This window comes from Enterobacter sp. BWH52, assembly GCF_001037565.1.
GTDB classification, from domain to species: Bacteria; Pseudomonadota; Gammaproteobacteria; order Enterobacterales; family Enterobacteriaceae; genus Enterobacter; species Enterobacter hormaechei_C.
The window spans coordinates 2,327,180-2,353,354 of sequence record NZ_KQ089854.1; the positions used below are offsets into that span (position 1 = coordinate 2,327,180).

Annotated in this window: 29 protein-coding genes and 1 pseudogene; 8 read left to right on the forward strand and 22 right to left on the reverse strand. The window is 51.3% G+C overall.

Annotation, left to right across the window (positions count from 1 at the left end; translation table 11 throughout):
• The first annotated feature begins 60 nt into the window (after positions 1–60).
• Together nifJ and ompC are read left to right on the forward strand one after the other, a co-directional pair.
• Positions 61–3,585 carry a pyruvate:ferredoxin (flavodoxin) oxidoreductase gene (gene nifJ, locus SK47_RS10965; RefSeq protein ID WP_048240712.1) on the forward strand — a complete coding sequence of 1,175 codons (3,525 nt, stop codon included), beginning with the start codon at positions 61–63 and terminating at the stop codon, positions 3,583–3,585.
• Between the two features lie 387 nt (positions 3,586–3,972).
• Positions 3,973–5,100: a porin OmpC gene (gene ompC, locus SK47_RS10970; RefSeq protein ID WP_017382260.1), complete on the forward strand. Its 1,128-nt coding sequence runs from the start codon at positions 3,973–3,975 to the stop codon at positions 5,098–5,100.
• A gap of 34 nt (positions 5,101–5,134) precedes the next feature.
• On the opposite strand, the gene SK47_RS10975 is transcribed toward ompC, so the two are convergent.
• From SK47_RS10975 to SK47_RS24295, 3 genes are all read right to left on the reverse strand, one after another.
• Positions 5,135–5,557, reverse strand: coding sequence for a GFA family protein (locus SK47_RS10975; protein ID WP_022651250.1), 423 nt, complete (start codon positions 5,555–5,557; stop codon positions 5,135–5,137).
• Between the two features lie 3 nt (positions 5,558–5,560).
• On the reverse strand, positions 5,561–5,758 hold the full coding sequence (locus SK47_RS10980; RefSeq protein WP_003856931.1) for a hypothetical protein: 198 nt from the start codon (positions 5,756–5,758) through the stop codon (positions 5,561–5,563).
• 221 nt (positions 5,759–5,979) lie between these two features.
• The gene (locus SK47_RS24295; RefSeq protein ID WP_255353996.1) at positions 5,980–6,111 is read right to left on the reverse strand and encodes a hypothetical protein; all 132 of its coding nucleotides are present in this window, start codon (positions 6,109–6,111) and stop codon (positions 5,980–5,982) included.
• A gap of 70 nt (positions 6,112–6,181) precedes the next feature.
• Between SK47_RS24295 and SK47_RS23165 the strand changes: the two are divergent.
• Positions 6,182–6,379, forward strand: a pseudogene (locus tag SK47_RS23165) (tyrosine-type recombinase/integrase); the annotation flags it as partial.
• A 327-nt stretch (positions 6,380–6,706) separates the two neighbouring features.
• Entirely contained in the window at positions 6,707–7,381 is a 675-nt protein-coding gene (locus SK47_RS10985) for an SOS response-associated peptidase (RefSeq protein WP_048245065.1), read from the forward strand.
• A 51-nt stretch (positions 7,382–7,432) separates the two neighbouring features.
• Here the strand turns inward: SK47_RS10985 and cspF are convergent, their stop codons facing one another.
• Complete coding sequence (gene cspF, locus SK47_RS23170; protein ID WP_072015539.1) at positions 7,433–7,645, reverse strand: cold shock-like protein CspF; 213 nt, start codon at positions 7,643–7,645, stop codon at positions 7,433–7,435.
• A 287-nt stretch (positions 7,646–7,932) separates the two neighbouring features.
• On the opposite strand from cspF, the gene SK47_RS10990 reads away from it, so the two are divergent.
• Complete coding sequence (locus SK47_RS10990; RefSeq protein ID WP_048244159.1) at positions 7,933–8,151, forward strand: cold shock domain-containing protein; 219 nt, start codon at positions 7,933–7,935, stop codon at positions 8,149–8,151.
• 242 nt (positions 8,152–8,393) lie between these two features.
• Here SK47_RS10990 and SK47_RS24205 read toward each other — a convergent pair whose 3' ends face one another.
• Complete coding sequence (locus SK47_RS24205; RefSeq protein WP_338149825.1) at positions 8,394–8,564, reverse strand: YnfU family zinc-binding protein; 171 nt, start codon at positions 8,562–8,564, stop codon at positions 8,394–8,396.
• Positions 8,565–8,706: 142 nt separating this feature from the next.
• On the opposite strand from SK47_RS24205, the gene SK47_RS10995 reads away from it, so the two are divergent.
• Positions 8,707–8,934, forward strand: coding sequence for a hypothetical protein (locus tag SK47_RS10995; protein WP_025910815.1), 228 nt, complete (start codon positions 8,707–8,709; stop codon positions 8,932–8,934).
• Positions 8,935–9,107: 173 nt separating this feature from the next.
• Positions 9,108–9,446, forward strand: coding sequence for a hypothetical protein (locus SK47_RS23915; protein ID WP_127353687.1), 339 nt, complete (start codon positions 9,108–9,110; stop codon positions 9,444–9,446).
• 373 nt (positions 9,447–9,819) lie between these two features.
• On the opposite strand, the gene SK47_RS11000 is transcribed toward SK47_RS23915, so the two are convergent.
• The 3 genes from SK47_RS11000 to SK47_RS11010 form a co-directional block, all read right to left on the reverse strand.
• A complete protein-coding gene (locus SK47_RS11000) occupies positions 9,820–11,088 on the reverse strand; it encodes a Y-family DNA polymerase (protein ID WP_048244162.1) in 1,269 nt (422 codons plus the stop codon).
• 2 nt (positions 11,089–11,090) lie between these two features.
• Positions 11,091–11,510 carry a translesion error-prone DNA polymerase V autoproteolytic subunit gene (locus SK47_RS11005; RefSeq protein ID WP_048244164.1) on the reverse strand — a complete coding sequence of 140 codons (420 nt, stop codon included), beginning with the start codon at positions 11,508–11,510 and terminating at the stop codon, positions 11,091–11,093.
• A 172-nt stretch (positions 11,511–11,682) separates the two neighbouring features.
• The gene (locus tag SK47_RS11010) at positions 11,683–12,240 is read right to left on the reverse strand and encodes a recombinase family protein (protein WP_048245067.1); all 558 of its coding nucleotides are present in this window, start codon (positions 12,238–12,240) and stop codon (positions 11,683–11,685) included.
• A 190-nt stretch (positions 12,241–12,430) separates the two neighbouring features.
• Between SK47_RS11010 and SK47_RS11015 the strand changes: the two genes are divergently transcribed.
• Positions 12,431–13,111 carry a phage tail fiber protein gene (locus SK47_RS11015; protein WP_255353997.1) on the forward strand — a complete coding sequence of 227 codons (681 nt, stop codon included), beginning with the start codon at positions 12,431–12,433 and terminating at the stop codon, positions 13,109–13,111.
• Here the strand turns inward: SK47_RS11015 and SK47_RS11020 are convergent.
• From SK47_RS11020 to SK47_RS11085, 14 genes are all read right to left on the reverse strand, one after another.
• A complete protein-coding gene (locus SK47_RS11020; RefSeq protein WP_048244169.1) occupies positions 13,077–14,354 on the reverse strand; it encodes a phage tail fiber protein in 1,278 nt (425 codons plus the stop codon). The two genes, SK47_RS11015 and SK47_RS11020, sit on opposite strands and share 35 nt — an antisense overlap.
• 59 nt (positions 14,355–14,413) lie before the next feature.
• Positions 14,414–14,647, reverse strand: a complete 234-nt coding sequence (locus SK47_RS11025) for a phage exclusion lipoprotein Cor (RefSeq protein ID WP_010429924.1) — start codon at positions 14,645–14,647, stop codon at positions 14,414–14,416.
• A gap of 107 nt (positions 14,648–14,754) precedes the next feature.
• Positions 14,755–15,426: a hypothetical protein gene (locus SK47_RS11030; protein WP_048244173.1), complete on the reverse strand. Its 672-nt coding sequence runs from the start codon at positions 15,424–15,426 to the stop codon at positions 14,755–14,757.
• Entirely contained in the window at positions 15,427–15,741 is a 315-nt protein-coding gene (locus SK47_RS11035) for a hypothetical protein (RefSeq protein ID WP_045135227.1), read from the reverse strand.
• Between the two features lie 42 nt (positions 15,742–15,783).
• Positions 15,784–19,335, reverse strand: a complete 3,552-nt coding sequence (locus SK47_RS11040) for a TipJ family phage tail tip protein (RefSeq protein ID WP_048244178.1) — start codon at positions 19,333–19,335, stop codon at positions 15,784–15,786.
• Positions 19,336–19,389: 54 nt separating this feature from the next.
• Positions 19,390–19,656, reverse strand: coding sequence for a hypothetical protein (locus tag SK47_RS11045; protein ID WP_048244179.1), 267 nt, complete (start codon positions 19,654–19,656; stop codon positions 19,390–19,392).
• Positions 19,653–20,282, reverse strand: a complete 630-nt coding sequence (locus tag SK47_RS11050; RefSeq protein WP_042713328.1) for a tail assembly protein — start codon at positions 20,280–20,282, stop codon at positions 19,653–19,655. The genes SK47_RS11045 and SK47_RS11050 overlap by 4 nt, the downstream gene beginning before the upstream one ends.
• 32 nt (positions 20,283–20,314) lie before the next feature.
• Positions 20,315–21,025, reverse strand: coding sequence for a C40 family peptidase (locus SK47_RS11055; RefSeq protein WP_045336364.1), 711 nt, complete (start codon positions 21,023–21,025; stop codon positions 20,315–20,317).
• Position 21,026: 1 nt separating this feature from the next.
• Positions 21,027–21,782 (reverse strand): phage minor tail protein L, encoded by a 756-nt coding sequence (locus SK47_RS11060; protein ID WP_048244180.1) that lies wholly within the window; start codon positions 21,780–21,782, stop codon positions 21,027–21,029.
• Positions 21,779–22,126 carry a phage tail protein gene (locus tag SK47_RS11065; RefSeq protein ID WP_045135233.1) on the reverse strand — a complete coding sequence of 116 codons (348 nt, stop codon included), beginning with the start codon at positions 22,124–22,126 and terminating at the stop codon, positions 21,779–21,781. The genes SK47_RS11060 and SK47_RS11065 overlap by 4 nt, the downstream gene beginning before the upstream one ends.
• A gap of 60 nt (positions 22,127–22,186) precedes the next feature.
• Positions 22,187–22,471, reverse strand: a complete 285-nt coding sequence (locus SK47_RS11070) for a hypothetical protein (protein ID WP_042713334.1) — start codon at positions 22,469–22,471, stop codon at positions 22,187–22,189.
• Between the two features lie 114 nt (positions 22,472–22,585).
• Entirely contained in the window at positions 22,586–25,498 is a 2,913-nt protein-coding gene (locus tag SK47_RS11075; protein ID WP_048244184.1) for a phage tail tape measure protein, read from the reverse strand.
• Positions 25,495–25,809 carry a DUF1799 domain-containing protein gene (locus SK47_RS11080; RefSeq protein ID WP_032618388.1) on the reverse strand — a complete coding sequence of 105 codons (315 nt, stop codon included), beginning with the start codon at positions 25,807–25,809 and terminating at the stop codon, positions 25,495–25,497. Before SK47_RS11080 ends, SK47_RS11075 begins: the two co-directional genes overlap by 4 nt.
• Entirely contained in the window at positions 25,806–26,117 is a 312-nt protein-coding gene (locus SK47_RS11085; protein ID WP_048244188.1) for a phage tail assembly chaperone, read from the reverse strand. Before SK47_RS11085 ends, SK47_RS11080 begins: the two co-directional genes overlap by 4 nt.
• Between the last annotated feature and the right edge of the window lie 58 nt (positions 26,118–26,175).

Sequence of the window (26,175 nt, forward strand, 5' to 3'; positions counted from 1 at the left end):
TTCAGGGTCTGTCGTCGTTTTACAGACCCCTCTTTTTGCGCAATGTAAGGGTGTTGTCCTATGCAAACTATTGACGGCAATGGTGCAGTCGCGTCTGTTGCGTTTCGTACCAGCGAAGTGATCGCCATCTACCCCATCACTCCCAGCTCCACGATGGCTGAACAGGCTGACGCCTGGGCTGGTAATGGGATAAAAAACGTCTGGGGCGATGTCCCGCGGGTTGTTGAGATGCAGTCCGAAGCCGGGGCCATTGCCACCGTGCATGGTGCGTTGCAGACCGGTGCCCTGTCGACCTCGTTTACGTCGTCTCAGGGGCTGCTGTTGATGATCCCCACGCTTTACAAGCTGGCAGGGCAATTAACGCCGTTTGTGTTGCACGTTGCCGCACGCACCGTAGCCACTCACGCTCTCTCTATTTTTGGCGACCACTCAGACGTGATGGCCGTGCGTCAGACCGGCTGCGCTATGCTCTGCGCCAGCAGCGTACAGGAAGCACAGGACTTCGCGCTGATATCGCATATCGCTACGCTGAAAAGCCGAGTGCCATTTATTCATTTCTTCGATGGTTTTCGCACGTCCCACGAGATCAACAAAATCGTTCCACTGCCGGACGACACCATTCTGAATCTGCTGCCGCAGGCTGACATCGATGCGCATCGCGCTCGCGCCCTCAATCCGGAACATCCGGTGATCCGGGGTACCTCTGCGAACCCGGATACCTATTTCCAGTCCCGCGAGGCGACAAACCCGTGGTACAACGCGGTGTATGAGCACGTTGAACAGGCGATGGACGATTTTGCCGCTGCGACGGGCCGCGAATATAAGCCGTTTGAATATTACGGTCATCCGCAGGCCGAGCGCGTGATCGTCCTGATGGGCTCTGCCATCGGCACCTGCGAAGAGGTGGTCGATGAGCTGCTGACGCGTGGTGAAAAAGTTGGCGTGCTCAAAGTTCGCCTCTACCGTCCCTTCTCAGCGAAACACCTGCTCGCAGCCCTGCCGGACAGCGCGCATGCCGTGGCAGTACTGGACCGCACCAAAGAACCTGGCGCACAGGCTGAGCCACTTTATCTGGATGTGATGACCGCTCTGGCTGAGGCGTTTAACCGCGGTGAGCGCGAAACGCTGCCGCGCGTCATTGGCGGGCGTTATGGATTGTCTTCAAAAGAGTTCGGGCCGGAGTGCGTCCTTGCGGTATTTGCTGAACTGCGCGAGGCAAAACCGAAGCCGCGCTTTACGGTCGGCATTTATGATGACGTGACTAACCTTTCTCTCCCTTTGCCGGAAAACACCCTGCCCTCGAATGCGAAACTGGAAGCGCTTTTCTACGGTCTGGGCAGCGACGGCAGCGTCTCGGCGACCAAGAACAACATCAAAATTATCGGCAACTCTACGCCGTGGTATGCGCAAGGATATTTCGTCTACGACTCCAAAAAAGCGGGCGGACTGACCGTCTCCCACCTGCGCGTCAGCGAACACCCGATCCGCTCGGCATACCTGATTTCTCAGGCGGATTTTGTTGGCTGTCACCAGCTCCAGTTCATTGATAAATATCAGATGGCCGAGCGCCTGAAGCCCGGCGGTATTTTCCTGATCAACACCCCTTACAGCGCCGACGAGGTCTGGGCACGCCTGCCCCAGGAAGTGCAGGCAGTGCTTAACCAGAAACAGGCGCGCCTGTATGTCATTAACGCCGCGAAGATCGCCCGCGAATGCGGCCTGGCGGCGCGCATCAATACGGTTATGCAGATGGCGTTCTTCCACCTGACCAATATTCTGCCGGGCGACAGCGCGCTGATGGAACTCCAGGGGGCGATCGCCAAAAGCTACAGCAGCAAAGGTCAGGAACTGGTTGAGCGCAACTGGCAGGCGCTGGCGCTGGCCCGCGAATCGCTGTTCGAGGTGCCGTTGCAGCCGGTCAATGCCAGCAGTCCCAACCGGCCGCCAGTGGTGTCTGACGCCGCCCCGGATTTCGTCAAAACCGTCACGGCGGCGATGCTTGCCGGACTGGGAGATACCCTTCCCGTCTCTGCGCTTCCGCCTGACGGCACCTGGCCGATGGGCACGACCCGCTGGGAAAAACGCAACATTGCCGAAGCGATCCCTATCTGGAAAGAAGAGCTGTGCACCCAGTGCAACCACTGCGTGGCGGCCTGCCCGCACTCGGCTATTCGCGCCAAAGTGGTGTCACCAGAAGCGTTAGATGGCGCACCGGAAAGTTTGCACTCGCTGGATGTAAAATCCCGCGATATGCGTGGTCAGAAATATGTTCTTCAGGTGGCGCCGGAAGACTGTACCGGCTGTAACCTGTGCGTCGAGGTGTGCCCGGCGAAAGATCGTCAGGACCCGTCAATCAAAGCCATCAATATGATGTCGCGTCTTGAACATGTTGAAGAAGAGAAAGTGAATTATGATTTCTTCCTCGACCTGCCCGAAATCGATCGCAACAAGCTGGAACGCATTGACATTCGTACCTCGCAGCTCATCACCCCGCTCTTCGAGTACTCCGGGGCGTGCTCCGGCTGCGGCGAAACACCGTATATCAAACTGCTTACCCAGCTTTACGGCGACCGGATGCTGATTGCCAACGCGACGGGCTGCTCGTCGATCTACGGAGGTAACCTGCCGTCCACGCCGTACACTACCGACGCAAACGGTCGCGGCCCGGCGTGGGCAAACTCGCTTTTCGAGGACAACGCAGAATTTGGTCTGGGATTCCGTCTGACGGTCGATCAGCACCGCGCCCGCGTAATGCGTCTGCTGGCACAGTTTGCCGATAAGATCCCGGCAGAACTGAATGATGCCCTGCATGCGGAGGCCACACCTGACGTTCGTCGCGCGCAGGTTGCTGAACTGCGCCACGCGCTTCAGGGTGTTGAAGGGGCTGAACAACTCCTGACTGATGCTGACGCGTTGGTTGAAAAATCTATCTGGCTGATCGGCGGCGACGGGTGGGCCTACGATATTGGTTTCGGTGGTCTTGATCATGTCCTGAGCCTGACCGAAAACGTCAATATTCTGGTGCTCGATACTCAGTGTTATTCCAACACCGGCGGACAGGCCTCGAAAGCAACGCCATTGGGAGCGGTCACGAAATTTGGTGAGCACGGCAAGCGCAAGGCGCGTAAAGATTTGGGCGTCAGCATGATGATGTATGGGCACGTCTACGTCGCGCAAATTTCGCTTGGGGCGCAGCTCAACCAGACGGTGAAAGCCATTCAGGAAGCGGAAGCGTATCCAGGCCCGTCGCTGATCATCGCCTACAGTCCGTGTGAGGAGCATGGCTACGATCTGGCACTCAGCCACGACCAGATGCGTCAGCTCACCGCAACCGGCTTCTGGCCACTGTACCGCTTTGACCCGCGCCGTGCCGATGAAGGGAAATTGCCGCTGGCGCTGGATTCGCGTCCGCCGTCAGACGCCCTTGCCGAAACCTTACTTCAGGAGCAGCGTTTCCGCAGGCTGAACGCCCAGCAGCCTGAAGTAGCAGAGCAGCTATGGAAGGATGCGGCAGCGGATCTTCAGAAGCGTTATGACTTTCTGGCGCAACTGGCAGGAAAAGCCGAAAAATCGACCAGTGAATAACCTGTATGCCCGGCTTGTCCGGGCATTTTTTTGCTATAAAAAAGCCCGATGCACGTGCACCGGGCGAATCCAGAAGATCGGTGAAAATTGCCTCAATGTTCTGAACAATATTCACGTGAATTATGGATGAAATAATCTTAAAGGCATATAACGGCGTGGAGATTACCTTGTTTTCCGCGTAATTAATAATTTTTATTTTGTATTGATTATAATAATCCATTCATGACGTTTATCATTATTTCAACCGCATCATTTAGTTTAGATTTTACTTAACCCGTAACAATTATATTTTATTCATCCGCCGCCAGAGTGATTTAGCATGGGACACCTTTCCAGCCCGGAAAGTTCACTAAGCAATAAAAAAATAACTGCAAAGGAATAATCAAAATGCAAAGAAAAGTACTGGCACTGATGATCCCCGCTTTGTTAATGGCTGGAGCCGCTCACGCAGCTGAAATTTATAATAAAGACGGCAATAAACTGGATCTGTATGGCAAAGTAGATGGTCTGCATTATTTCTCTGACGACGCGTCTAAAGATGGCGATCAAACCTATATGCGTCTGGGTTTTAAAGGTGAAACCCAAATCAACGACATGATGACCGGCTTCGCCCAATGGGAATATAACATTCAGGCAAACAACACCGAAGGTTCTGACAATCAGTCCTGGACGCGTCTGGCCTTCGCGGGCGTGAAGGTGGGCGATTACGGCTCCTTCGATTACGGCCGCAACTATGGCGTCCTGTACGACGTTGAAGGCTGGACCGATATGCTGCCAGAATTTGGTGGCGACTCTTATACTTATGCCGATAACTTTATGACCGGTCGTGCAAACGGCGTGGCGACCTACCGTAACACCGACTTCTTTGGTCTGGTGCAGGGTCTGAACTTCGCGGTGCAGTATCAGGGTAATAATGAAGGTAATAACTGCGACGAGAATTTCTGCTCTACCAATGAAGGGACCAACAACGGTCGTGATACACGTCATGAAAATGGTGACGGTTACGGTATATCCGCAACCTACGATTTCGGCATGGGCTTCAGCGCAGGTGCAGCATATACTTCATCTGACCGTACCAACGATCAGGTAAATTACACTACTGCGGGCGGCGATACTGCGGATGCATGGACCGCAGGTCTGAAATACGATGCCAACAACATTTATCTGGCGGCAATGTATTCCGAAACCCGCAATATGACGCCGTACGGCGACAATGCAGATGCGGTGGCAAACAAAACCCAGAACTTCGAAGTCACCGCACAATATCAGTTCGATTTCGGTCTGCGTCCGGCCATTTCCTATTTACAGTCTAAAGGTAAAGACCTGGGCAATGGCCAGGACGATAAAGACCTGGTAAAATATGCTGACGTCGGTGCTACCTATTATTTCAACAAAAACATGTCCACCTATGTTGATTACAAAATCAACCTGCTGGATGAAGATGATTCATTCTACAAGAACAATGGCATCGGTACGGATGACATTGTAGCGTTAGGTCTGGTTTACCAGTTCTAATCCCGTTAGCCCGCAGCGATCTGCGGGCTAGTTTTCATCGCTGTTTCGTCTGTTCTTTACGGAAAGAGAGATAGCCAAATACCCCGCTGTCGCCATCCATAGGGTGATTTACTCCATCCATTACCGCCACTTCCGGGAAGTCGAATGGCGTGACATTTTCCAGACAGGCGACATTCACACCATATTCATTGGGATTGGAACGTCGTTGGTGGAACGTGTAAATACCGCAAATCGAACAGAAGAAATGGCGCGCCGTGCCGGTGTTGAAACGGTACTCTGTGAGCGTGTCCGCGCCCTGCGTCACCTTAATGCCCGTCAAAGGCGCTGAAACCACGACCGCCCCACGCATCCTGCAAAACGAGCAGCTACATCGACGTGCGGTATTCAGGCCGTCCGTCAGCTCAACCGTAAATTTCACCGCCCCACAATGACACTGTGCATGACGAATGTCAGCCATCGCTTATACCCCTTTTCTCACTAACTCAGCCGCTTTTAAAAAGACCTCATCTTCGACACCATCCCCCTTCTGCCTGCCGAGCCTTACCAGTTCATCGACAATGCTTTCACGGTTGATGATCTTCTGGGATGAAACCAGCCCGATAACGGCGGCACCAATCGCCAGCCCAACTAATCCTGTCTGCTCGTCTTTATTTTTCATAGAAGCGCTCCCTTGTCCCCCTCAAAAGCGTAGCAGGAGAACTGTAAAACGCGCTGGTACGCGGGAATGAAATCCGTGCTTTATCTCACCCGTTCATCCGGCAAAAAAGGGATGGATTCTGAGCGGTTATCAGACGACGTTGATGAGGATAACGTGAATAGCGGTGCGCGTAGAGAGGCCGTAATGGGTGTTAAAACCGCCTTCGTAAAGGCGGTTGGTCATTACTCTGGATCTTTATCGCCTGATTCAGGCGCTGAGCCAGGATCATCTTTCGGTTTTCTTCCATCCTTTTCCGGGTTATCCGGGCTGGGATTATAATCAGGATGGTCACCTTGAACGGGACGGTCAGTCATTTTCACCTCCGTTTTTACTGCGTAAGCTGTAAGTGTAGACAACCCTTCAGTCTTAACCAAACTTCTCCTGTGGGGCTCATTTGTAAATCGTGCTGGCATTCGGCGCTGCAATCCGTACCATACACGACACACTTTCGCATGCTGGTTTTTACCGGTAGCCGCAAACCCGTCTTTTATCGCTAACCAGATGGGGCACGTAAATGCGCAGATGGTGTATGAAATCTATGCTACATGGATAGAAGAGATGAACACGAAGCTGACGCTTTGAAATCGTTTTCCTCACCCTGTGCCCCATTTGAGATCTGAGTAACGAATAGATGCAAGAAAATCAAGAGATTAACAAGAAAGAACAGTACAACCTGAATAAGCTACGCTGATTTTGCCAACCCATTGATATCATTTGATTTTTCATTTAAATCAATTAGTTATAGCATAATAGTTTCTCCCTAAAGATACCCAGAACTACAATTTTAGTGCCCTTTTTTTGCCCCTATTTCGCATTTTTGCCCCTAAATTTGCCCCTAACTTTAGCCAGTGCGCCACCCTTATTCTCCCTGCCCTATACTTTAAGTCTGACATCTGGTTCGAGGTTTCTATGTGTGGACGCTTTGCACAAGCTCAAACGCGTGAAGAATATCTGGCTTACCTGGCCGATGAAGCCGATCGCGACATCGCATACGACCCTGAGCCAATCGGACGTTACAACGTGGCACCCAGCACAAAGGTGTTGCTGCTGAGCGAACGCGACGAGCAATTGCACCTCGATCCTGTTTTGTGGGGTTACGCGCCAGGGTGGTGGGATAAAGCACCTTTGACAAACGCGCGCGTCGAAACTGCGGCCACGAGCCGGATGTTCAAGCCGTTATGGCAGCATGGCCGGGCGATCTGCTTTGCCGACGGATGGTTTGAATGGAAGAAGGAAGGTGACAAGAAACAGCCCTACTTTATTCACCGTTCCGATGGCAAGCCGATATTCATGGCAGCGATCGGCAGCACACCATTCGAGCGCGGCGATGAAGCTGAGGGTTTTCTCATCGTGACGTCTGCAGCCGATAAAGGCTTGGTCGATATCCATGACCGCAGGCCGCTGGTTCTGTCACCTGAAGCGGCGCGCGAATGGATGCGACAGAACGTCGGGGGCAAAGAAGCAGAAGAGATTGTCGCCGACGGCACTGTGCCAGCTGAGATGTTTATCTGGCATGCGGTGGCCCGTGATGTTGGAAATGTAAAAAATCAGGGGAGAAAATTGATAGAACAAACAGATATATAATCTGCCGTACTTTTGATGTGCACTTTATATTTAGCTCAATATTATCTTACTTTAAGAAAGAAATATATTTGCAGCCATCGGACCACTAAGTCCATTTATACGATAAAATTCAACACGAACACCTGGGTTTAACGTTTGGCTTTCACTATTACTTAATGCAGAAACATGCAAAAAAACATCTTTTCTGCCATCTGATGGGATAATCAATCCCTTTCCGCTCTTGAAGTCAAAACTTTTGACAATTCCTGTCATTTTACGAGACAAATATTTTCCTAATGGTAATCCAGATTTGACTATACAGGATTAGTTGATAATAGCTAACCTTATTTTAACGGACCTCTAGAAGGCTAAAATAAAATTTGCTTAATCATTCAACACGTGCCTTAATGGTTTGGCTGATTCGTTGCGATGATGAATCTAACTTTTCCAAAAACCGTTCTCATAACTAGGTGTTATCTCTGATATCCCTCCTCTTGAGTCCATACATATACCAGCATACGTTTCTTATCATGAGCTTGCTTGTCAGTTTGAAATGTTCAAACGGAGTTTGTATGTCATCTAGAATCATAGGTCTTGTTAAGTGGTTTAACGAAGATAAGGGGTTTGGCTTTATCTCCCCACTCGATGGAAGTAAAGATGTTCTTGTTCACACTTCTTCCCTGCTGGGAGAAACATTTAATACTCTATTTGAAGGACAAAAAGTCAAATTCGCTATCATAGCTGGAACTAAAGGTCCAATCGCTGCCAATGTAACACTTTGCGATAGATAATTTTTAGATGGTTTACTTAAGGCAGCATGACTTTATCAGTGAAAGGTGATGTTCGGTTACTCACATCATTACAACAGGCCAGCATATTTACTTACCATCAAGTTTGCTGACCGATGTGATGAAATGCAGGACTGCTGCATGAACAGTCTCAAAGCAGAAGCTAACTGCTTATAAAATACTAAAGTGCGTAAGAGGTTAGGCAGCCTCCAAAAGCATCACTTCTTATTTTTTTTATAATTTTTTTAGAAGCGCTGGGAAGATTTGAATAAAGCACTGCAGTATGGGCACACCAACTGAGCCCCCTTTTGTACACGACTGTAACTATGTTCGGAATCCTTTGAGCAGTTTGGACAAAGACATTTTACTAAATAACTTCGGCGGAATTGAGTGTTTTTACGTGCAGACATAGACATCTCCAGTTCAAATGGACCGTTACAGTACACGTTAAGACAGTATAATGCTTGTTTTTATTTCGAAAGAGGCAAAAAAAATGAACAAACAGAACCCTTTCGACCACCTGCAGGGGCTAGAAACCCTAAAAATACATGGTGATATATGAAAAAAGTAATCATTTTTTTTAATGGTAAGCCAAGTAAAGTTATCACTGTGCTTAAAGGTGTGACATCAATACGCGAAGAATATCCTAATGGAGAAGTGATAAACCTTCAGATAATGTCAGCAGGTTTTCCCTCTTTAACAGGTGACCATGAAGTGGTTTATGTGGCATCAGATCGAGAGCTTACCTCTCAGGAAATATTAGATGCGGCGCAAAAGTATCTTTGACGCTAGGGATTCAACACCAACATTCATGAAATAATTATTATAACTACGTTTCATTTTTATAGCCTGTTTAATGCAGGCTTTTTTTTACCCCCATACAGACATTTATAATTAAGATATGGACATTCAACACCATGGCAATATCACTCTATTGCTGAAGCAACCATAAGGTTTCCATGAAAATCCTACATTACACAGTATTAATAGTTGCTGAAGCCCAATCCTCAGATAATAATATCAACCCTCTCATCTTGGATTTCTTGCATGACCGAAACTATTCAAGTAAGTCAAACCGAGGCGTTAAACTTCCACCCCATGCATTCGTTGGTTCAGAGGGTCAGGCAGTTTTAGAGTGGGAGTCTGAAAAAGATGGAGCAGAAAAACTAAAAAAAAGACTCTACCAGATGCTGCATCGAATTATACGTTTAGAAGAATGTCCCACAGCAATTTTTCTAATGATTTGCCCAGAAGATAAAACATTAACCTTTGTTTCAAGACTTAAAGTAAAAAAATGAACATCGATGTTTTAACCTTCACCATCTGAAAATACTTTGACCGTGCAAACTGCGAAAAATCATGAGACACATCAGTAAATACTGTATCATTTGCTAAGCATTGCTGTTACATTCGGTTTAATGATGAATCCTCCTCAGCGGCAGGGCTAATTAACCTGATGATTTGTATATCAATCGGCTCATCGTGAATTTCTGAAGCAGCGAGTCACGAGTGGTTAGTTCAATGACTCACCGGGAGGCACCCGGCATCATATCCGTGAGCCCCTGTATAATTGCAGGGGCTTATTTACATTACAAAAGCATAGTCGTAGACATATTATTGTTAATACTCATAGCCGGTAATTAGGTTCGGATGAATGGACCGATTAAAGAATCATCTAACTTTTATTAGGTCTGAATACCTCGTAGTATATCGTGGAGATAACATATCCCGTTTCATCTGCCACTGCTGCTGTATGCCCTGCCCGGCAAAATAAAGCGTTCCCTTTCCATCTTTCGCGTTCAGATAATCCAGAACTTCCATCAACCTTTCGCTACCAGCACGCGGCGCGTTTTCGTCGAACAGGTTCAACTGAGCCACGCCTTGGCTGAAAAAATCTCCCAGCAAGATTCCAGCCTTTTGATAGCGATGGCCATCCTGCCAGATTTTGTCCAGGCACTTTACCGCGGCGTTGATGATGTCGCGGGAATCCTGAGTGGGTGTGAGAAGCTTCATGGACGCACTGTTACCGTAATAGGGCTCGTTAAGCGCAAAGGGAGAGGTTTTCACGAACGCAGAGATAAAGCGGCAGTACTGATGCTCACCCCGAAGTTTTTCAGCGCTACGGGCCGCATAGCTGCAAATAGCCTGGCGCATCTGCTCATAGTCCGTGACGCGTTCGCCGAATGACCGACTGCAGACGATTTCCTGCTTTGCTGGCGCAAACTCCTCCAGATCAAGACAAGGCTCACCGCGCAACTCCCGGACCGTTCGCTCGAGTACCACGTTAAAGTGTTTACGGATAATCCATGTGCTTTGTTCTGAGAGGTCCAGAGCCGTTTTAATGCCCATGGCGTTAAGCTTCTTACTTATGCGGCGGCCAACGCCCCAAACGTCCTCTACGGGTACCAGGGCAAGGAGTCGGCGCTGGCGATCGATATTCGATAAATCAACTACTCCGCCAGTCTGCCGCTGCCATTTCTTTGCGGCGTGGTTGGCGAGTTTAGCGAGTGTTTTTGTCTGGGCAATGCCAACGCCAACGGTGAGGTGCGTACGCTTCAGAACCGTAGCGCGGATCTCGTTGCCGAACTCAGTCAGGTCCCGGCAGTTTCGCACTCCAGTAAGATCACAAAAAGCTTCATCGATACTGTAAATTTCGACGCGGGGGCTCATTTCCTCAAGCGTCGTCATTACCCGGTTCGACATATCAGCATACAGCTCATAGTTACTGCTGAAGCAAACAACGCCAGCACGCCGGAAAAGCTCCTTTTGCTTGAAGAAAGGCTCGCCCATTGCTATCCCTGCGGCTTTTGCCTCTGCGCTGCGCGCGATCACGCAGCCATCGTTATTTGAGAGAACGACAACTGGTCGCCCTCTCAGGTCCGGCCTGAATACAGTCTCGCATGATGCGTAGAACGAATTCACATCACAGAGAGCAAACATGTTCAGCTCGCAGATTTAACGATGAAAGTCACGACGCCGAAAACGTCCAGCGTGTCTTCGCTGCCAACAACAATCGGGCTGTAGGCGCTATTCATAGGATTGAGTTGCACGGTCGGGCGCAGCTGCAGGCGTTTAACAGTGAACTCCCCTTCCACCGCAGCGATGACAATGTCACCATGCTCAGCAGTCCTGGAGCTGTCCACTACCAGCAGATCACCATCGCTGATCCCGGCTTCGATCATAGATTCGCCCGCGGCTTTGACGAAATAGGTTGAGCTCGGGTGAGCAACAAGTAACTCATTGAGATCGATGCGCTGTTCAACGTAATCAGCCGCTGGGCTTGGGAAACCACACTGCACTAAGTCACTGAAAAGCGGAAGAGCAATAATTTCTCGCAGTTCTGCAGGCCTAATAAATTCCATAGTGCACACCTCGTATACTGTTTTTATATACAGTAGTTTCATTTGGGTATGCATGCAAGACAGAGGACCTACCCTGACTGTTTAAAGCTTCGCCGTTTCGTTTCTAAGTTTCTACGTCGCTTCGGATTATGAGTTTTGTAAATTTTATTGCCGCAACTCTATGTGAGCAGATTTAAGCCTGTTTTGAAGCAGGGAATTTTTTATAAAGCGTGCATACGGCAACGTCATAAATTATCGCTACCTGCTTCCTGTCCAGGCCGTTCGCAATAAGTCGGCCCGCCTGGTCCCATTGTTCCTGGGTAAGCTTTGGACGCCTGCCGCCGATTCGTCCTTTCTCACGAGCGGCAGCCAGACCTGCCCGGGTGCGCTCCACAATCAACTCCCTCTCCATTTCCGCCAGGGCTGACATGATATGAAAGATGAAGCGCCCCATCGGGCTTGATGTATCAATACTGTCCGTGAGGCTCTTAAAGTGGATACCGCGCTGCCGGAGCTCGTCCACCAGAAGAACCAAATTACGCATGCTGCGCCCAAGGCGATCCAGCTTCCAGACCACCAGCGTATCCCCCTCATTCAGTGCCCTGAGAAGTTTTTTGAGTGCTGGCCTGTTCGCCACTGTCCCGCTCATTTTTTCTTCGAAAATCTGTTCACATCCTGCCCGTTCCAGTGCTTGCCGCTGAAGATCCGTATTTTGGTCATTTGTTGACACCCTTACATAGCCAATTTGCATATTTTTCACCCAATAAATTCTGCAAAAAAATCAGGTGAAGTTATCGGCCAGGCCGCTCAAGAGCAATCTATAAAACGTCGGTTTAGGAAGTAGCGCGACAAAGGACGTAGGTACCGCCGCAAATAACGTGATGCAGGTAGGCGCATTCGGTATTGGGTCTATCCACGGCGACGGACCACTACTGGACGCTATGGATGCATTCACACCTACCTGTTTCACCTCTCACTCCAATGATGGTCTTACCCAGCTTGGGTTAACTGCAAATACGGGTATTACATCAATAGTCGTCAACCGGGGAAGCCGTCCGACACGCATTCATCAGGCTTACATTCTGAGGAGAACGTGGTTTTCGTATTACGGTGGCTCGTCATGGTCATATCAGGAGGCTTACACCACGGGCAATACCACAAAGGCGAGCGATGGCACACTGAAAGCTGCGTCTCCGGTTGCCCGAATCGTAGCGAACCAGGAAGCCTGCCAGCGCGCCGATATAGCAGAGGATGGTTTCTCCTGGTGCGGCTGTGGAACGGCGAACTCTGAGGCCGAGGGAGTAACTCTTTCTCGCCTCGACGTAGGTATTTACGTGCTCGCCGGTTCGGCAGGCCTGGCGTCTGAGGGATGGCAACTACTGCCCCCAATGGACCCTGGCGGTATGGGGGAGTTGGGTGTGGTTGAGGCAGAGCAAGCCGACAACGGCGAGCTGACAATCCGCCTGTTTAAGCGCAAATACATGCTGGGCGATGACGGAGAGATCATCAAAACGAAAGGAGAGCTGATGGATGTCCCGGCGAACAGCTGGATCGATGTTCGCCTGGATATGCCCGCAGATTCACTGTTTAACCAGTGGATGAATCAGGAGCCTCAGAAATAGCAGCACGCTGATTCCAGATGCTGTTTTGCGGCATCTGGACACGTACAGAAATATACTGGTCGTGAGGAATGTCGGCCGGATCGCCCTCATTGATACCCTGTAGTTCGTTCCTGGCGAACGCTGGCGCTTCTGGATGCACACGGTGATAGGTTTTCACCAGTACCGAACCATCAGCATGAACCTCATAGTCCAGCCAAATGAGCGGCTGCTTGTTGCGGTCGGTGGGGATGTCAAAACCGCCGTCAATGCCGCCCCATGCAGCGTCGGAGTTCAGCCCCTCACAGCCTTCCACCAGATATTCACCTGTGGCCAGACGGGTTACAGTGCAGCCTTCTGATTCCTCATTAGTCTGGTATGAGCCGTTCGAAAATACTTTCACCACAGGTGATGCTGCTTTAAGCGTACCGTCGCTGGCTCGGGTCGTATTGGCGGTACCGTAAAGCATGTTAAACGTTGAGTTTCCTGAGGTTCCTGCGGTGTTTCTAGCTAATACCCCCACTACCGCTGTGCTGTAAGCAACGCTGATGATTGCATGCGTATCAGCTGCAGCGAAATATAGCGACGGTGAATATGAGGCTTGAGAATTTATTGCGCTGTCATGCCGGAAAACTCGAGAGCCATTGTCCAGTAATTGCCCCCACAGTGCGGCCACCGTTGATACGCTGTTTGGTATCGACATCCCTTTCCCGCCAAACCCGAAGGCACCCACTTCCATAATATTTCCTGTGGAGGTTCCAACGTCTTTTGTCGCGCTACTTCCTAAACCGAGGTTTGTGCGAGCGTCTTCTGCCTTTGTTGCCCCGGTCCCGCCGTCAGCGATTGCAAGCGCACCATTGCTCCCTTTCTGCGCCAGTTTACCGATGCCTGGGATGGTTACGGCGGTGCCGTTGATGGTAACTGTGATGCTCTGGTTTGCTGAGGTGGTGGCGAACGTCTCCCACGCGCCAATGTTCTCGTCATACTCTTTGATGAGCTGAGACATGGCCTGCGCCAGCCCATCAACCGAGATATTGTCTGATACCAGAATGCCGTACTTCTGGCCGCTCAGCGCCGGTGATGCAGCAGGCGTTACCGTCATTGACGTGGCGCTGTTCACGGATGAAATCTGGAACATCTGAGCCGGGTTAGACATGACAATAATCGTCTGGCCAGCGCGGACCTGACTGGCGGGTGCCGTCCAGTTCGTGCCGGTGCCGGTTGCGGTATTTCCGTTAATGGCGATGGTGCCGGTGTTATAAAGCATATTTTCTCCAGGCAATAAAAAACCCCGCCGGAGCGAGGTTTGTTTTGAAACAGAATGAGTTATTGGCAGGTGGTGCTGATGAACGTGTTGGCACTAACCCAGGTCCAGTTAAAGGGATAACCGGCGCGGTACTGGGTCTGATTGTTTTGTTTACGCACTCCGTAAATCTGGACACTGTTTTCCTGCCCGCCGATAAGGGCTGTACCAGAACAAACAGGTTGCTGTTTCTCAATAACGCCAGCGCAACCGGAGAGCAAAACCGCCACCGCCAGGCAAAGAATCATGTTTTTCATCGTGGTTATATCCCAGGGCATTCATAAGGTTACACAATAACAATATGAATCAATGGGATATAATTGATTTGGTAGATCAATTATCCAAAATTGATCGTTGAAAACGATCAATCATAGTTGGCGCAGTTAATGGCCATGATGACGTTTCTCATGTTTGAGTACGCGACGTTTTGCAGACTCCCGGTGGGGGTTGTCTGAGGTCTGGCAAATATCCGCGTATTGCTCCCCTCAAGCTTCGCCATGCTCTTGTATATTGCCGAGTAAGGCTGCGGCTGACCTCCTGCTGATACAACCCCGGTAATCAGGCCGAGCATAACAGGCATGCAGGCCCACTTCCCCGCCCGGGTTGTGTTGATGTTATAGCCTGAGCTGGCATCCACTCCGGTAGTGCCTATGGTAACGACATCACCAAGCGTGCGCGTCTCGTTGGTTAAAATCAGCGAACCTGATGCATCCCACACGGCCAGCCCGTAGTCTGGCTTTGTCTGGGGGAAAATAGAGAAAAAATAAACGTACGCTGTGCCGGTTGCATTAGGTCTGAGAAAATCAATCGTGATGGTGTTTCCGCTTACCGTCTGGGTGATTTCCACTTCAACCGTGCAGTGAACGAAGGCGACAACGGGCTGACCTGAGGGAAAGGTGTGCGTCACCTTAGTATTGAAACCCGATGTTCCCTGTAGCGCAGCCGTTTTGCGCGCCTGCAATGCCAGCGGTGAACTGTTTGCTGTCACCCATACTTCGCCACCTGTCGTCGCAAGTAAAACGCCGTACTGCGCCATTTATGCCCTCTCGATCTGGAAAATGAGAAAAGCTGCAACTGCGGGTTCAGTCCCTGCGGAGTAGTCGGTATCTCCCACTGAGGAAACCGTTGCAGTACCGCCTGAGATGGTGATCTTCCTTCTTCCCGTTCCCCACTTATCATCGTTCATGGCCTGAAAGTAGGTCAGTTTGCAACCCGGTGGAAGGGCAACGGAATAAGAGCCTGTTTTCTGGTTAACGGCCAGTTGCAGATAGCCGCAAACGCTGACTGGCTTAATTCCATAGTTGTTAACCTTGCCTGATGCGTCCCATGTTTGAACACCGTATTCCGCCATCGTATCTCCTGAAAAAAAAGAGGCTCCACAAGAGGCCTCCCGTCACCATGTACCAGTGATTCTCCCGATCTGCACCCTCAACACATTGTTGGAGTCCCGTACACTGATTGTCTGGTTGGTCTGTTTCATGGCCCCCTCACCAGCTGTCGAACCGTAGTTCTCAAACGTACCGGCCTTATCCAGCCTCCACCCGACTGAGCCAGCGACATAGTTGTTGGACTGAATGTAGTTACCGATCTTGGCATTGCTGATGGTGCTGTCGCCTATCAGCGCCTCTCTGATGAACACCTGCCCGTTCTGAATAACGAACGGAAGCGTAACGGTCGCGCCGGCCTGGTGAGTAACAGCGAAGCGGTCAGCCAGGAAGATAACCTGCGACTGCATACCGGTTGGTGTATTCTCCACGCCGATCCCCATCCCCGCAGCGTAATACTGCCCGTTGCTGGAAACGCCAACTTTGATGTTATACATCGCGCTGAGGTCGCCATTTACGTTCGCTATCGCCTGAGCGTTAGTTGTGATGGCGGAGGTATGCCCGTTCACCGTCGCCGTTATGCCGTTTATTTGCGTGGCCGTTGCCTGCTGATAGTCGGAGAATGTCTGATTCAGGCTGTTGATGGATGCCTTGTTGCCGTTCACGTCAGTCTGCAAACTCAGCAGCGAACGCGCCGTTGCCTCCTTCTCGTTGACGATCACCTCATCAATGCGGTCCAGCTGCGCGCTGTTACCGGCGACCGATGCCGACAGCGTTTTGCGCGCGGCCACCTGCGCCAGATTGCCCTGAATAATCGCGATGGCGGAGTTCTTCACTCCTCCCGTCATACCGTCCACAGACACGCTGATGCTGTCGATTCGCTGGCCAAGAGCGGTATCTGCCGTTGCTACGGTCTGCTCAAGCTGAGACAGAGATGACGACACATCCCCAACGTTACTTATCAGTTCCTTCACATCGGTCTGAACCTGCCCGATGTCCTGGGCGTTTTGGGCTATCTTCAGCGCCTGCTGTTCGAGCTCATTATTCGCCTTCAGGATATCGTCAGCCATGCCAGCAATTTTTTCATTGCTGTCCACCGCGTTCTCGATCAGATCTTTGAACGTATCGGAGTCTTTAATCTCCTCCAGGATCACATCGGTGATGTCGGACACATCGATACTGGCCTGACCGCGCACCCATTCTGTGTAACCTGATTCGTTGCCGCTGCGGTCCACCAGCTGCGCGCGGTACCAGAAAATCTGCCCAGCCTTAAGGCCCATTTGCTGATATTTGCGCTGCGGGTAAGGCACATCGGCCAGCAGCATCGCATCGCCCTCGGTACCGGTCAGGCTGTACTGAATTTCCGTCTTCAGCGTGTCGTCGGTATTCGCCGGGAATCCCCAGTTCAGCTCGATGCCGAAAACCACATTTTCAGAAGCGATAAAGCCAACCGGCTTCGGTGGATTGCCCACTTTACCCGTCAGAGTTTTCTCTTCTGAATATCCCCATCCGGATGAAATTTCTGCGGCATTGATTGCGCGCACGCGCACCAGGTAGCGCCCGGCATAAATCCCCGGGACGTCGAATGACGTGGTGGAGCTGCGCGGCACGTTAACCCAGTTCCCGTCGTTGCGGCGCCATTGCGCTTCATAGGCGATAGCGTTCTGCGCCTGGTCCCAGCTCACGCGCATTGTTTCGACGCTGATATTTTGCTGAACCACGGAAAACGAGCTGATCACGATATTCGCAGGCGGCGACTGGTTGCCCGGCGGGATCACGCTCACCGGCCGCTGGTCAATGATGGCTCCGGTATCAATGCGATCGAATTTATCCGGATCGTGATTTGCACCGACGATTGTGAACGTGCCGTCATTATTATCAGTTACCGTAATAACGCGATACTGCTGTGCGTAGAGCTCGTCAGACTCAATGACCCATACGGCCTCAGCCACAGGCGTTTCGCTGTAAGCGGTCGTAACGGTCACTTTATTGCCCGTAATCGACTGAATGGTGCGTGACTGTGAAACACCCGATGGAAGATTGACAATCATCCTGTCGGCTGCCGAAGCATCCGGCGCCCTGTCCAGCGTCAGCAAGCGACCATTCACCGCAGAGATACGGCCACCCAGGTCGCGCCCGGAGAGATTTCGGTCCGCTACAGCGATTACATAGCCAGGCTGCGGAATGTTGCCATCTTCCCCTACATTGAAAGTAACAACGCGATCTTTGTTGTTGGTGAGGATCCCCCATCGCCCTTTGCGATTCGCTTCGGACTGACGGGTACAACCGATAGCAGTTAACTCAAGTTGATTAAACCCATAACGCGTAACCAGCGCCTGCTCAAAAACAGGCTCCATCGCATCAGAATAAGCGTTATCAGGATCAGACCAGGACACCAGCGCATTGGTGTAACGGTTCTTTGTGGTGCTGCTGGAATAGGTAAAGCGCCCATCAATAACGTTCGCATGCGTGTATGTAAAATCTACATCTCTCGGCATGTCCGCCAGCGCCACAATCTGGTCGTCGCCCCAGTAGGTCATCCCACGGAAGATTGCAGCAAAATCACGCAGAACCGTATAAGCGTCGTTGCGTTCCTGAATGTAGACGTTGCAGGTATAACGTGGTTCGGTACCACTTCCGCCTTTGCCGTCCGGTACCATTTGATCGCAATACTGCGCAACCTGGTAGAGCGTCCATTTATCTATGTTGGCCGTTGTAAGACGATCCCCAAGTCCGAAACGGTCGCTAACCACCAGGTCGTAGAAAATCCAGGCAGGGTTATCGGTCCAGGCCCATTTAAATGTCCCAGTCCACGTACCGCTATAAGTGCGGGTTTCGGGGTCGTAAGTATCCGGTACGCGGATAACGCGGCCGCGGGGCTCGCAGGAGATCTGCGGGATAGAACCGTTAAACTGGCTGGAATCGAATTCGATATAGAGCAGCGCTGTGTTTGGATAGCGTAACTTGGCGTCAATTACCTCAGTAAAACTCTGCAGCGACATCGTGTCGCCGATCTTCGCGCTGTTGGCATCAGAGGTAATCTTACGCAACCGGATTGTCCAGGTGCTGCCAGCCTGAGGCAAATCAATACGGTGGCTGCGCTCGTAACCTGAAGTCGTTTTGCCGGTCACGCTGGTATTAAGTACCGCCTGCCATGTGCCGCCGTCCGTCTGCAGGTCAATCGCATAATTAACCGAGTAGCCGACCAGATCGCCGTCATCCTCCTGCTTGAAAAGCGAAGGCCATTTCAGGCGCAGGCGAACCGCTGAAAGCTGCGTATTAGTAAACGTGCGCGTCCACGCTGTAGCGCTCGATACCTCAGTTCCCACGTTGATTTCGTTTTCGGTACCGGGTATGCCCTGAATATATTTTTGCGCCTGAGTTCCCGCGCGAAATTCCCACGTAACGCCGCTGAAGTTTTGAGATCCGTCAGCATTCTCAAGAGCCGTTCCGTCCAGGTATATATCTTTCGCCGTCAACTGCCCGGCAAATTCCCCCTCTCCTAGCGCAACAAGAATTTTGGCCTTTGCTACGGACTGGAGGTCGTCTGGTTGTTCAGTCGGGGTCCGGGAACTTGAGCTGCCGCCCTTGCGGCCTCTAATCGGAGTAGATATAGCCATATTGCGCCCATAAAAAAAGCCACCCTGAGGTGGCTTATTGCAAGAGAAAATTAATCAGATATTTGTTTCGCTAAATGGGTTTACAAAATCAGCTTCTGCTTTGAAAAACTGACAATCACTGGACGACGTTACTGATACTGGAATACCGGTATCTTCAATTTCATATAGCTTTGAATATTTATCGGAAACTTTTCCAGAAAGTGTCTCGCGACAAATAACCTCTCCGCCACGGTTTACTATTACTGTCGCATTTCCGCCGATTAGGATTCCGTCATCAACGCGATGCAGGCCTGAAATGGTCAATCTTAAGTATTTCTTCATTGTTGATCCTCAACGTAAATCCCGGCTGAAATAATTGCGCCGCCTATGCGTCGGCGACCATAAAGAAGCGGTACCGGATAGCCCTGCGCTGCGGTGTTTGTGACTCCGCCAAAGGCGTAGCTGGCTTGGTTATCCGCAGATTGCTTACTGGCGAGCCCGGTTGTCTGTGGAGAAAGCATCTGGACTACGCCGCCGATCGCCATTGATGCCCCAATCCCCGCCACAACTCCCCATCCACCAGCGAAAGCGGTACCACCAATCCCGATCGCGGCCCCTCCCGTGACGAACGCAGCAACAGCGACAAGAGCAACCCCGAGGATTGTCTGAAACACCCCGGCTCGCTTACTGCCGATGATCACCGGCGCGATGCGGATTTCCTCTGTACTCCTGTCCATACTGAGCTCATCGTTTAAGAGGTTTCGTTTCCCGCTGAATACCGCATAAGTTAAACCTCGTTGCTTACTGGTATTCAGGAAACGCTCAAAACCCGGCACGATAACGCTCAGGGCACGGATGGCCTCTTTTGGTGAAGCTACTGATAAACGATATTCACGCCCGAAGGTGGCGCCTAGCACGCCGTACAATCGAATTGTGCGGACCGGCTCAACATTGAGTAATGCAGCCATTTTTCCCCCATAAAAACTGTCACAGGCGGTTATCAGAAACAGTCTTTAAAGCGCAGTATTTTCATTGTGCGCTCACGCCAGTAACCGCCATAAGGTACGCGCTGGCTCAGATGCCCATAAAGGTGATGCAATAGCATGTTGCCTTCCAGCAGAATCCCCGCATGATTCCACTTATCAGCCTGAACCTGCATGATCACCATATCGCCAGGTTTTGGCGGCCCGTCGAATTCACGGAATCCGCACTCATACCAGCAATCCTGATAGAAGTTGTCCGGGTAATCGTTTTCCCACCAGGGATAATCGACCCGGTAATCGTGAAGCTCTATCCCGTGTGTTTGCCGGTAATAGCTCATCACCAGACCCCAGCAGTCGAAGTGACCAAGCACAAACGGTCGCTCCAGCAGCGGCAGTTCTCCACGCGGCTGGATGGTCCGTAAATCCCCCTCCGGCCAGCTCACGATATGCCACGGTAAAAGGGTTGCATCGCATTGCGCTTTATCCAGCTCGCTCGGTTGCGTCGTGGCATCTGGGTGACTGTGAGCGATGGCGATCACCTTCCCCCAGTCTTCTGCAGCTGCATAGTCTTCGGGGCAAAGTACAAAATTGTCCTCCGGCGCCGCGGCAAGATTCCGGCACGGGAAATAACGTTCAACACGGCTTTTCTGCGCCACCACGCCGCAACACTCGCGAGGATACTCAGCTGCAGCATGAGCCATAATCGCATCGATGGTTTTCTGACGCATATCAACTCCTGATCAAAGACGTGCCAGGGAACCCACCGAACGGCAGTTCGTTGCCGTCTCCATGCCGGAGCTTACAGGCCGTAAGCGTGCCGTTGCATTCGTCCAGAGAAGGGTCGCTCACCGGGTTGTTGTTTTTATCGAAATAGCGGGTTCCGGCATAGTCGCAGCCGTCGCCGGTGCGATATTTATTCCGGATACACCAGGTACACAGAGAATGAAGTTGACGTGTAGGGATCATCTTTCCCTGTAACGACATCGGGCTATCGAGCACGAATTCGATACTCTCGCCCGGAATTTCGCTGGCTTTGCTATCAATGTAAAAAACTCGTTTTCTGACCTGTTGCGGATCAGCTGTTGCGTTACCTGCAGGGAAGTTCTTCGCATCGAGATAGTGCGAATAGGTGTCATGGATAGTGACTTTCGCCTGCAGCATATCGTCATAGGCAAGGCACAGCGCTGTAATCTTGCTTTCGATATCTGCAACCGTCAGCGTTGGCTGGGCGCTATTGCCTTCTGTGGATGCTTCAAGCCCTTCAATTTGATACGGCCAGGCGGCATATTCTTCCCCCTGCCACCAGATGCTTTTCGCCTCCAGCTTTGATTCATCACCACCAGCGGCGGCGATTTCCTCTTCCGTGTGCGGGAGGTTGTACGCGTGAAATCGCAGTACATCATCCACGCCGAACGTAGAGCCATCAACCTCGATAAGCCGGACTTTGTTGCCAGGCTCAAGGCTTTGATAGTCTTCTGTGATCATGGAGCGTACGCCTGCTTGAATGTTGCGGAAATGGTCAGAACGTTGCTGGATAAGGGTTGTGACTTGATTGATTCGGCCTCAATCCGATAGAGCCCTGTTTCGCCAACTGGCGATGTCCAGATAAATGACTTTGTGACGTGAGAACGAAAGAACTTCAGGGCCTGAAGCATGTCCGCTTTTTTCCCCGTCAGTGTGACAGGCCATGACTGCTTTTCAGGGTTAATGCCTTCCCCGGCGATCTGCTCATAGCCGTCGCCAAAGGTTGAAGAGCGCGTTTTAAGGCTGAATGACCCTTCCATTCCCGACTGTATCTGTGTTCGCCAGGTGAACGTTTCGATTGCCATGTTTTCTCCGGGCATAAAAAAACCCGCAGAAGCGGGTTTAAAAATAAAACTTAAAAGAGGTTAATAATTCCTCCGCCCCATTTCATCACGCATGAAATCGAGATTAGATTTAAGAGGACTAGCTTCATTCTTACACTTGTCCAAATTTTCAGCTATTAGGTTCAGCTCCTCAGTACTGTTTGAGTACTTCTCCAAATCCATCACACTCATGCTGGCATGAACAGCATCTGTACCGCAGTTAACAAGTTGCTTGTTGTATTTGAACATCGCCCATTCGACACCTGCTATCGTCACCGGCACGCCCAACACAAAACCAATTAACCAAATAGCAATTTTTGCTTTCACTGAACAACTCCATGAAAAGTGCTTGTAGAGTGTTTTATCGGCCAAGGACTAGAACAACCTAGCGGATTTACGCGGTTTTACGCGCATTGATTCATTGGATCGTCGTTTTACCTTCTAACGTGATTTCGTTGCATTCCAGATCAAACCACCAGGTAGGAGCTGTTTAGCTATCCCGGCACGAACAGACTGATCGATGGTCTGCTTGTAAGCTCGAGAAACAGCATCGTCATTGCCGGAACTCTGTTGCTGAGAGTTCTGGTTCTGCACAACAACAGACGTTTGAACAGTAACATTGCCAGCGCCAGCGGATTGCAATCCATACATGGGCGCGGTGCCAACATACCCGCCGTTTGCATACCCCTGAGCTCCACGCATAAGCGCATAAAGATTACCGACACCCAGCGCACTGGTAGCTTCCTTCGTAAAAACAAACTCACCACCGTGAACTACGCCTTTCGGTTGGTACTTACCACCATCACCGGTGTAGCCACCGCTATCGAATCTCGGCACCAGACCTCCACCAGAGAAACCAAAGAAGGCACCGATACCCGTTCCACCAAAGGCTGACTTCATTCCATTAACCAGAGCCAGTTGCGTCAGCATCTGGGCGATGCCCTTCAGGAAGGTAGTCATAAAATCTGAGAAGTTAGATTTACCTGTGGTGAAGAAATCAGTAAGGGTGCTGGCCATCCCGGTAAACGCATTGCTGGTAATCGTCTGCACCTGCGAGTAAACATCGGTCGCGCTGTCCTCAAATTCAGCCCAGCCCTTTTTCGCGCCGGTCAGCCAGTCGCCACGCAACCTGTCCTCTGCATCATAGTAATCATTCGCCGCTTTAAGCTGCTTCTGATAGCCCTCGTCGTCAAGCGAACCTCCAGCATTCTTCCAGCCAGCGGCAAGCTGACTTGTCGCGAGTTCACGTTGTGCCTGACGGTCACTCATCCCGGCACCGTTCACTAATGCAGCCTGCTTCTCTGCCATCTGAGTGACGTATTTCTGCGAGGTATCCATGCGCTTGTTCAGCTGTTCCTGTGCGGTAATCTGATCACCTAACAGGGCTTTCTGCCGTGCCAACTGAAGCACCTGGTCTTTACTGGCCAGCAGGGATTGTTCCTGCTTTGTCAGTGAACGTGAACGCGAGGCCTCCTCCAGCACCTGAAATTTCGCTTCAGTTGTCCACAGATCTTTGCGCTGCTGGCTGATAGTGTCGTTCAGCCCTTTATGCTGCTGCAGCGCGCGTAATTGTGCCTGAAGCGCCAGTAACTCGGCCTGGGCAGCATCCGTGCTGCGATCGCCAGCTGATAAAGTGCCCTGCTTTCCGGTTTTGGTCTTTTTGCCAAAAGCAGCGACTCCTTCCCGATCCTTCTGGGTGGTTGCGGTACTTATCTTTCTGGTCGTATCGAGGTATTTACCTGCACTGATATCAGCCGCATCCCAGTCTTTTTTCAGCTGAGAAACGCTGTCGCCATAAGCGCCGGCCATTTGTTCGTTGTAGTCCTGCCATCCCTGCAAAGTATCTGTTTTCGCCCAGTCGGGAACGAGGTTAATCGCGGCAGCGATAGAGGAAGAAATGATCTGGTTCAGCTTCTGGAAAACGATCGCAACGCTGTAATAAATTGCGTTGAATTCCTTCAGAGTATTTGATGCCAGCTCAGCTACCCACTGACCGATACTCTGCATGGCCTCAGACGCCCAGCCCTTGATATCCAGCCACAGGCGGCCAAACGGCGTCAGCGAGTCGTAAGCCTGCTCTCCGCGTTTTGCCATCGTATCGCCAAACAGGTCCATAGCGTGCGTAACGGCCGCGGTCTGGTCCTTTTGCTTTATCAGATCGTCAACATGCTTAAGTTGTGAAACTGTCAGGAAATTATATTGTTCGTTAAGACTTTGCAGCGCTTTAACAGGGTCTTTTTCGATGTCCTTATAGGCTTTGGTGATGTCCTGCGCAGAGACTATACCGGTCTGAACCGCCAGCGCCGTGGAGCCCGCTGCTTTTTCAAGTTGCTGCTGTGTCAGCGATCCCATGCCAACCAGCTCAGTCATCAAACTCTGAACGGTTCCTACAGTAGCGCCAGTAGAGGCAGCAATAGACTGAGAGGAAGCCATAATCTGGAGCGCTGACGTGCCGGCAATGTTTCCAGTCCTGATAATGGCCTTGTTGATTTCGTCGTAGGCGGTGAAGTAGTCCGATCCCGCTTTGGCCGCAATCAGTACAGCGCCAGCCAGGCCACCAATGGCCACTCGGGCAGGAGTCACCATCGACAACATCGCTTTCAGCGCATTGCCTACACCGCCAAACGAGTCACGTAGCTGACCGCCCTGCTGAATAGCAACCATATAAACCGGCATACCGGAAGCCAGTGAGGTCACAATGTCGGTCATTTGCATCGGGAGATAACGCATAGCATTGCGATATTGGCCCGCGCTGATAGCCCCAGACTTCCATGCTTCTTCCTGCTCTTTCAGCTTTGCGATCATTGGGGCAGCACGATCGGATACGCCGAGTTGGGCAGCTTTTAGCTCTAACAGTTCAGCGCGTGTTTTCCCGATTGCTGCGACCTGCTCCTCCAGCGAATCGATAAAGGTTTTGCCCGCTGCAGCTGCCCGCTGCGCTGCCTGAGCCTGTTCAATGCGAACCCGCCCCTCTGCGGTCTCAGACTCCATTACCTGTGCCAGTTTTGCCCGCGTCGTCTCAAGCACGCTGTTGTAACGAGTAAAGTCCTCGTCTCCCACCAGCCCTTTACCGCGAAATTTCGCCAGGCTCTCCTGGATAGTGTCCAGCTCATCCAGCGCCTTGTTTACCGGACTAATTTTATTCAGCAGGTTCTGCAGTTCCTGACGCTGCTGCTTCAGGCTTTCGCTGTTCTTCTTCTGGTTATCGATGCCGGTGCGGAACGTACTGTTCAGGTCATCCGCTTTACCTGCAGCGGCGGACGCGGTCTCCTGGAAGCGATCCAGTGCCTGGTTACCACGCTCCAGCTCACTGGTATTTACGCGCAGGGAAATCGTGGCGATGTCGTTACTCATTCCGCCCTCTCTTTATGCATAACTTTTAGTGCGGCGCTCTCCATGATTCGGATGTCCGAAAGCGCGGTTGCCTCGTCCTCGACGTGGTGCAGGCGCATCACCCAGGGCAGCACGTTGTAATCAAGCCCTGATGCGCCTCCCATGCCCGTGCGCCACTGCGTGCTGACAGCCTGAAACACCAGGAATGAAGGCCATACATCTGGCCAGACGTCGATGTATTGATCGTCGTAGTCATCCGGCGTAAGCCCATAGGGTGCCAGGTCTGCCGCTGTGGGTTCAGGCGTATAGAATGCAGAGGCAACCGCTATCAGTTTTTTTCGCGCTGCCCCATCAGTTCGCGATAATAGGTTTCAGGGATAGCCTTCATTGCAGCCGGATAGTTTTCCAGCAGCACCGACAGATTTTCCGCGTTGAATGCATCGGGGAGGGCCCAGCCAGAAATAATTTCCATCAGAAAATCAGTGGCAGTTTTGCCTTCCAGTTTTTCCAGATCAGCCAGCTTTTTAAGTGGCTTATGATTGAAAGTGAAGGTCAGTACACCATCCTCATCGCCAGCGCGCGGGATCGAGACGTTGGCCTTAAAAGTTGGTTTGGGCTGGAGGGTGAATTTGGTAGCCATTGATACCTCTTACGAAAAAAATGCCTCCGCAAAGGGAGGCAAAGAATAATGAAAGTTT

Coding starts and splice junctions, on each gene's coding strand:
- nifJ (WP_048240712.1), top strand. CDS start 61: ATGCAAACTATTGACGGCAATGGTGCAGTCGCGTCTGTTGCGTTTCGT.
- ompC (WP_017382260.1), top strand. CDS start 3,973: ATGCAAAGAAAAGTACTGGCACTGATGATCCCCGCTTTGTTAATGGCT.
- SK47_RS10975 (WP_022651250.1), bottom strand. CDS start 5,557: ATGGCTGACATTCGTCATGCACAGTGTCATTGTGGGGCGGTGAAATTT.
- SK47_RS10980 (WP_003856931.1), bottom strand. CDS start 5,758: ATGAAAAATAAAGACGAGCAGACAGGATTAGTTGGGCTGGCGATTGGT.
- SK47_RS24295 (WP_255353996.1), bottom strand. CDS start 6,111: ATGACTGACCGTCCCGTTCAAGGTGACCATCCTGATTATAATCCCAGC.
- SK47_RS10985 (WP_048245065.1), top strand. CDS start 6,707: ATGTGTGGACGCTTTGCACAAGCTCAAACGCGTGAAGAATATCTGGCT.
- SK47_RS10990 (WP_048244159.1), top strand. CDS start 7,933: ATGTCATCTAGAATCATAGGTCTTGTTAAGTGGTTTAACGAAGATAAG.
- SK47_RS24205 (WP_338149825.1), bottom strand. CDS start 8,564: ATGTCTATGTCTGCACGTAAAAACACTCAATTCCGCCGAAGTTATTTA.
- SK47_RS10995 (WP_025910815.1), top strand. CDS start 8,707: ATGAAAAAAGTAATCATTTTTTTTAATGGTAAGCCAAGTAAAGTTATC.
- SK47_RS23915 (WP_127353687.1), top strand. CDS start 9,108: ATGAAAATCCTACATTACACAGTATTAATAGTTGCTGAAGCCCAATCC.
- SK47_RS11000 (WP_048244162.1), bottom strand. CDS start 11,088: ATGTTTGCTCTCTGTGATGTGAATTCGTTCTACGCATCATGCGAGACT.
- SK47_RS11005 (WP_048244164.1), bottom strand. CDS start 11,510: ATGGAATTTATTAGGCCTGCAGAACTGCGAGAAATTATTGCTCTTCCG.
- SK47_RS11010 (WP_048245067.1), bottom strand. CDS start 12,240: ATGCAAATTGGCTATGTAAGGGTGTCAACAAATGACCAAAATACGGAT.
- SK47_RS11015 (WP_255353997.1), top strand. CDS start 12,431: ATGGATGCATTCACACCTACCTGTTTCACCTCTCACTCCAATGATGGT.
- SK47_RS11020 (WP_048244169.1), bottom strand. CDS start 14,354: ATGCTTTATAACACCGGCACCATCGCCATTAACGGAAATACCGCAACC.
- SK47_RS11025 (WP_010429924.1), bottom strand. CDS start 14,647: ATGAAAAACATGATTCTTTGCCTGGCGGTGGCGGTTTTGCTCTCCGGT.
- SK47_RS11030 (WP_048244173.1), bottom strand. CDS start 15,426: ATGGCGCAGTACGGCGTTTTACTTGCGACGACAGGTGGCGAAGTATGG.
- SK47_RS11035 (WP_045135227.1), bottom strand. CDS start 15,741: ATGGCGGAATACGGTGTTCAAACATGGGACGCATCAGGCAAGGTTAAC.
- SK47_RS11040 (WP_048244178.1), bottom strand. CDS start 19,335: ATGGCTATATCTACTCCGATTAGAGGCCGCAAGGGCGGCAGCTCAAGT.
- SK47_RS11045 (WP_048244179.1), bottom strand. CDS start 19,656: ATGAAGAAATACTTAAGATTGACCATTTCAGGCCTGCATCGCGTTGAT.
- SK47_RS11050 (WP_042713328.1), bottom strand. CDS start 20,282: ATGGCTGCATTACTCAATGTTGAGCCGGTCCGCACAATTCGATTGTAC.
- SK47_RS11055 (WP_045336364.1), bottom strand. CDS start 21,025: ATGCGTCAGAAAACCATCGATGCGATTATGGCTCATGCTGCAGCTGAG.
- SK47_RS11060 (WP_048244180.1), bottom strand. CDS start 21,782: ATGATCACAGAAGACTATCAAAGCCTTGAGCCTGGCAACAAAGTCCGG.
- SK47_RS11065 (WP_045135233.1), bottom strand. CDS start 22,126: ATGGCAATCGAAACGTTCACCTGGCGAACACAGATACAGTCGGGAATG.
- SK47_RS11075 (WP_048244184.1), bottom strand. CDS start 25,498: ATGAGTAACGACATCGCCACGATTTCCCTGCGCGTAAATACCAGTGAG.
- SK47_RS11085 (WP_048244188.1), bottom strand. CDS start 26,117: ATGGCTACCAAATTCACCCTCCAGCCCAAACCAACTTTTAAGGCCAAC.